Origin of the sequence: Aphanizomenon sp. UHCC 0183 (genome assembly GCF_009712065.1) — a bacterium.
Classification (GTDB): domain Bacteria; phylum Cyanobacteriota; class Cyanobacteriia; order Cyanobacteriales; family Nostocaceae; genus Dolichospermum; species Dolichospermum heterosporum.
The window spans coordinates 1-3,891 of the sequence record NZ_VILC01000157.1; the positions used below are offsets into that span (position 1 = coordinate 1).

The window sequence follows — 3,891 nt, forward strand, 5'->3', positions numbered from 1 at the left end:
AAAGGAGTCTTTTTACATGAGGGTAGAGAGTGTGAATTCTCTAGGAGAGTCGGCTCTCAGTCCTAAACGACCTTTCAAGTCGCGCTTATCCCGCGCCCCTCTCTGTTAAATCTGGGCGTGCAGCTTTCACTGCACCCAGCTTCCGACGTTCTTAGCTTTCGCTTTTGCTCATGTGTATGTAATCGTGGCAGCTTTCGTGGATTGCTAGAAGGTTTTTGGTTTTACCATTCTTATGGTTTCCATCTATATGATGTAAATGTACCTTCTCATCACTAAGCAATTTCAGTCCACAATGACCACATTTATGGTTTTGCCGTTTGAAGGCTTTAGAGGTATCGTTGTTATAGAGCTTGCTGTTGCGCTCGCTCCAATAACTCAAATCTCCGTCGTAGGGTGATTTCTCACCTTTGACATTGATGTGTTTGTTTTCGGAGTAGGGAACTGAGGGGAACGCCTTATCTAGTAATTTCTTGCTAGAGTAGCGGTTTTGCTTAGTTTCCTTATTGAACACCCTAAATGCTCTGTGTTGAATGTGGTATAGCGAGTTACGCGACCCGTCCATCTTGCAGAAGCGGTGGTAATTCCTCCAACCTCTAACTACAGGGGCTAATTTCTCAGCCTTTGTGGTAGCACCATAATTCGAGTTGTTGACGATGTGTTTTACTTTCTTGCGAAAAGATTTATAATTGTCCACTGATGGGACGCATCTGAACTTTCCGTTTTTCTGGACTAAAAAGTTCCAGCCGAGGAAATCAAATCCATCTGTCGAGGCGGTTAGCTTTGTCTTTTTCTCACTGACTTTCATTCCCCGCTCTGCTAGAAACTGACTGATTTTGTCAAGTATTTCTGTTGCATCGTCTTGTGGTCTGAGTATTATTACCATATCATCGGCGTAGCGGATTGATGGTTCTGTTACTCTCCCCTGTGTATCTTTGCTCTTATATATGCTTTCGATACCGTTTAAGGCGATATTGGCTAATAGCGGACTTACCACACCGCCTTGAGGTGTTCCTTGTTCGGGAAACTCTGGGTTAACTCCGGCTTTGAGACATCGGAAAATTCCTTGTCTTATGCTGTAAGGAGCAATGAGTTTATCCATAATGGCAGTGTGGTTTATCCTGTCAAAGCATTTTTCGATATCGAGTTCTATAACTCGTTTATCTTTTCCATTGACGCGAGAGTTTAGGTTAGAAAACAGAACTTTTTTGGGCATCATGTGCTGCTCGTCCCGTCCTGAATCCGTAGCTCCTAGCGTGGAAGGTTGCTTCGTGCGCTGGTTCTAATGCGTATTTGATAAGACATTGGTATGCCCTATCTGCAATAGTGGGGACTTTGAGAATTCGGGTTTTACCGTCCTTTTTGGGGATGGGTATTTCACGTAATCCTTGGTGTTTCCAGTCGTTACATTCAGTCCTAAGTTTTTCACTTAGTTCAAACCTTTGCTCGAATGAGAGCGCGGTTTTCCCGTCTATTCCCGCTGTCCTTTTCCCAACATTTAGCTGTGTTACTTGACGGATAGCCAGTAATCTTGCTGCGGTGGATTTCAGAATCAGTTTTTGTAGGGACTTTGCTTTACGCTTGTCTCCAACTTGAACCGCTTTGTACACTCGTTTTTGTAGGCGGAATAGGTTACGGCGGAGTTGCTTCCAAGGTAACGTTTTCCAGGATTCACTAGAGTTGTCTCTGTGTCTAATCATGCTCTGCGACCATTTGTGTATTCTGAACACCTCAGACCAATTACGGTCTGTCCTACCCGAATTGAGGGGGTTCCGCTGCTCGTCCAGCCTACTTATAGGGTTCGACTGCCCTTAGACCCTCAACCCGTTTTTATTCGTTCCCTCGGTTGATTGATAGTTCCGTTAGGTGTAGCCAATTCAACTACTGGATTCCCTAGACTCTTACCGCTATCAATCTAAGGATGCGGCGGGAATTAATTCCAATGAAGTCAGGTTTAGCTGTTGTGTCCTGCTTTGCGGTTAGTCGCTTTTATAGGCTCTGTTTCACCGTGGGAACTCCCCATTAGCACCAGTGTCACCCCACAACGGATGTCTGATTGCGCCCTGTTCCTAGCTTCGACCTCCCGAAACCGAGTCGGGTCATCGTAGGCAGATAGGGAGTCATACCTGAGTCTGGTAGATGGGACTTACACCCATATCAGACCGAGAGTTCAACCTTTCTCTATTTCTAGACTGGGTTGGTTAGCTTATGTACGGACTATAACCGTGATTCAGCTAACAACGAATCGCACTAGATTTCCGAATGTTAGATTACTCTGTCAGGTTAAAACGTCAATATAAATGTCCTGTCATTCAGGTATTAATATTTTTGCAAGAAACTGATAAGGAAGTAGTTTTTACAGAGGAATTTAGAGATGAAACAACCAGACATCGCTACCGTGTAATCAGGATGTGGGAGCAAGATTCAGCATTATTTCTAGATAATCCGGCATTATTACCACTTGCACCACTGACCCGCACCAATTCACCATCTACATTACTAGGGCAAGTTGCTGAAAAAATTGCTAATATTCCTAATAGGGAAGAAAGACAAAATATAGCAGGGTGTACAGAGATTTTAGCGGGCTTGAAATTTGAAAAAGATGTTATTCGCCAATTTTTACGGGAGGATATTATGCAAGAATCAGTAATTTATCAGGATATTTTACAAAAAGGTGAAAAAAAAGAAGCTGTCAAATGGATTACCAGTTTTCTCAATTATCGCTTTGGTGACGTTAATTCATCACTAATAGCCGAAATTCAGGTATTATCTTTACCAAAATTAGAAGCCATGAGAAATGTTTTATTTGATTTTGCAACAATAGCAGACTTGGAAGTTTGGTTAAAACAACAAGAATGATTATTGCTTGTCACTTGTCATTGGCAAGTCATTTGATATCATACTTGCCAAGATTACAAGGATTGGGTTTACCAAAAATCATCTTCAACAGGGTCTGAACCAAACATAAAATCAAAATTACCTTCACCCCTGCTTTTATTCAATATTTCCATAATTTTTGTGGGGTTATCGTGGGGACCGCTGACATAAAATGGGTTTCCATTGCAACCACATTCAATACGTATTGTTCCATCCCATTCTCCAATGTGCGCTCGTGATTTTTCAAAGTCTTTGTGTGGTTGAAATCCTAAGCTTAGAGCGTATTCACAAGCACTAAATATAATCCCTTGGGCAACTTCAAGGGGAATCTCTTGCGGTTCTCCGGGAAATAGATCAAATAATGCTGCTACATCTTCTTGAAACTTTATCCTGTCTACTGTACGTGGTGGTATGGCATCTTTAACACCCAAGCACCATATATCTAAAAGGTAACTACAAAGGGTGATTTTATTGTATCGAGCTTCCCTGGCAATAACTACTAATCCTAAACCGGTATTAATATCATTTTTATTTACGGGTATGATTTTTGTCAACAGATTTCTGATGCTGTTGTCTGCTGGGATTCTTGATAACAATTGGACAAGATTCTCACTTGCTAAACACTGATATATAGGGTCTAATTCTCCTGAAGCTAATCGCTCCGATATCGTTTGTTCTACTTGATTTTTAATCACTGCATTGACTTCTGATACTTTGATACTAGTTTTCGAGCTATTTGTTTGGGAGTTAAATTCAATGCCCGTAAATTAAGGATTTCTTGTTGTTGTGTTGCTATTATCATTTCTATCACCTATTAACCCAAGTTGCTAGTACAGCTTGGCGGAAATAACATGACCATTAAAAGCTCCCGAAAATTTGATAGATTACAAGGCTTGAAAATGGTTCATTCACTTACGCCGCAGTGTACTAGTTATAGTGAAAAGCAATACCTAAGACCAGCAAAGCGATAGCGAAGCGCTGCTGCAAGCAGTTCGCTATATGTCCATAAAGTAATAA

At 41.5% G+C, this 3,891-nt stretch carries 1 protein-coding gene and 2 pseudogenes; 1 reads left to right on the forward strand and 2 read right to left on the reverse strand.

Annotated features, from left to right (window positions below; translation table 11 throughout):
* Positions 1–151: 151 nt before the first annotated feature.
* Positions 152–1,697: pseudogene (locus FJR37_RS25510) on the reverse strand (group II intron reverse transcriptase/maturase).
* A 550-nt stretch (positions 1,698–2,247) separates the two neighbouring features.
* Here FJR37_RS25510 and FJR37_RS25515 point away from each other — a divergent pair.
* Positions 2,248–2,856, forward strand: a pseudogene (locus FJR37_RS25515) (Rpn family recombination-promoting nuclease/putative transposase); the annotation flags it as partial.
* Positions 2,857–2,924: 68 nt separating this feature from the next.
* Here FJR37_RS25515 and FJR37_RS25520 read toward each other — a convergent pair.
* Positions 2,925–3,569 carry a DNA-binding response regulator gene (locus FJR37_RS25520; RefSeq protein ID WP_235335086.1) on the reverse strand — a complete coding sequence of 215 codons (645 nt, stop codon included), beginning with the start codon at positions 3,567–3,569 and terminating at the stop codon, positions 2,925–2,927.
* Positions 3,570–3,891: the final 322 nt, after the last annotated feature.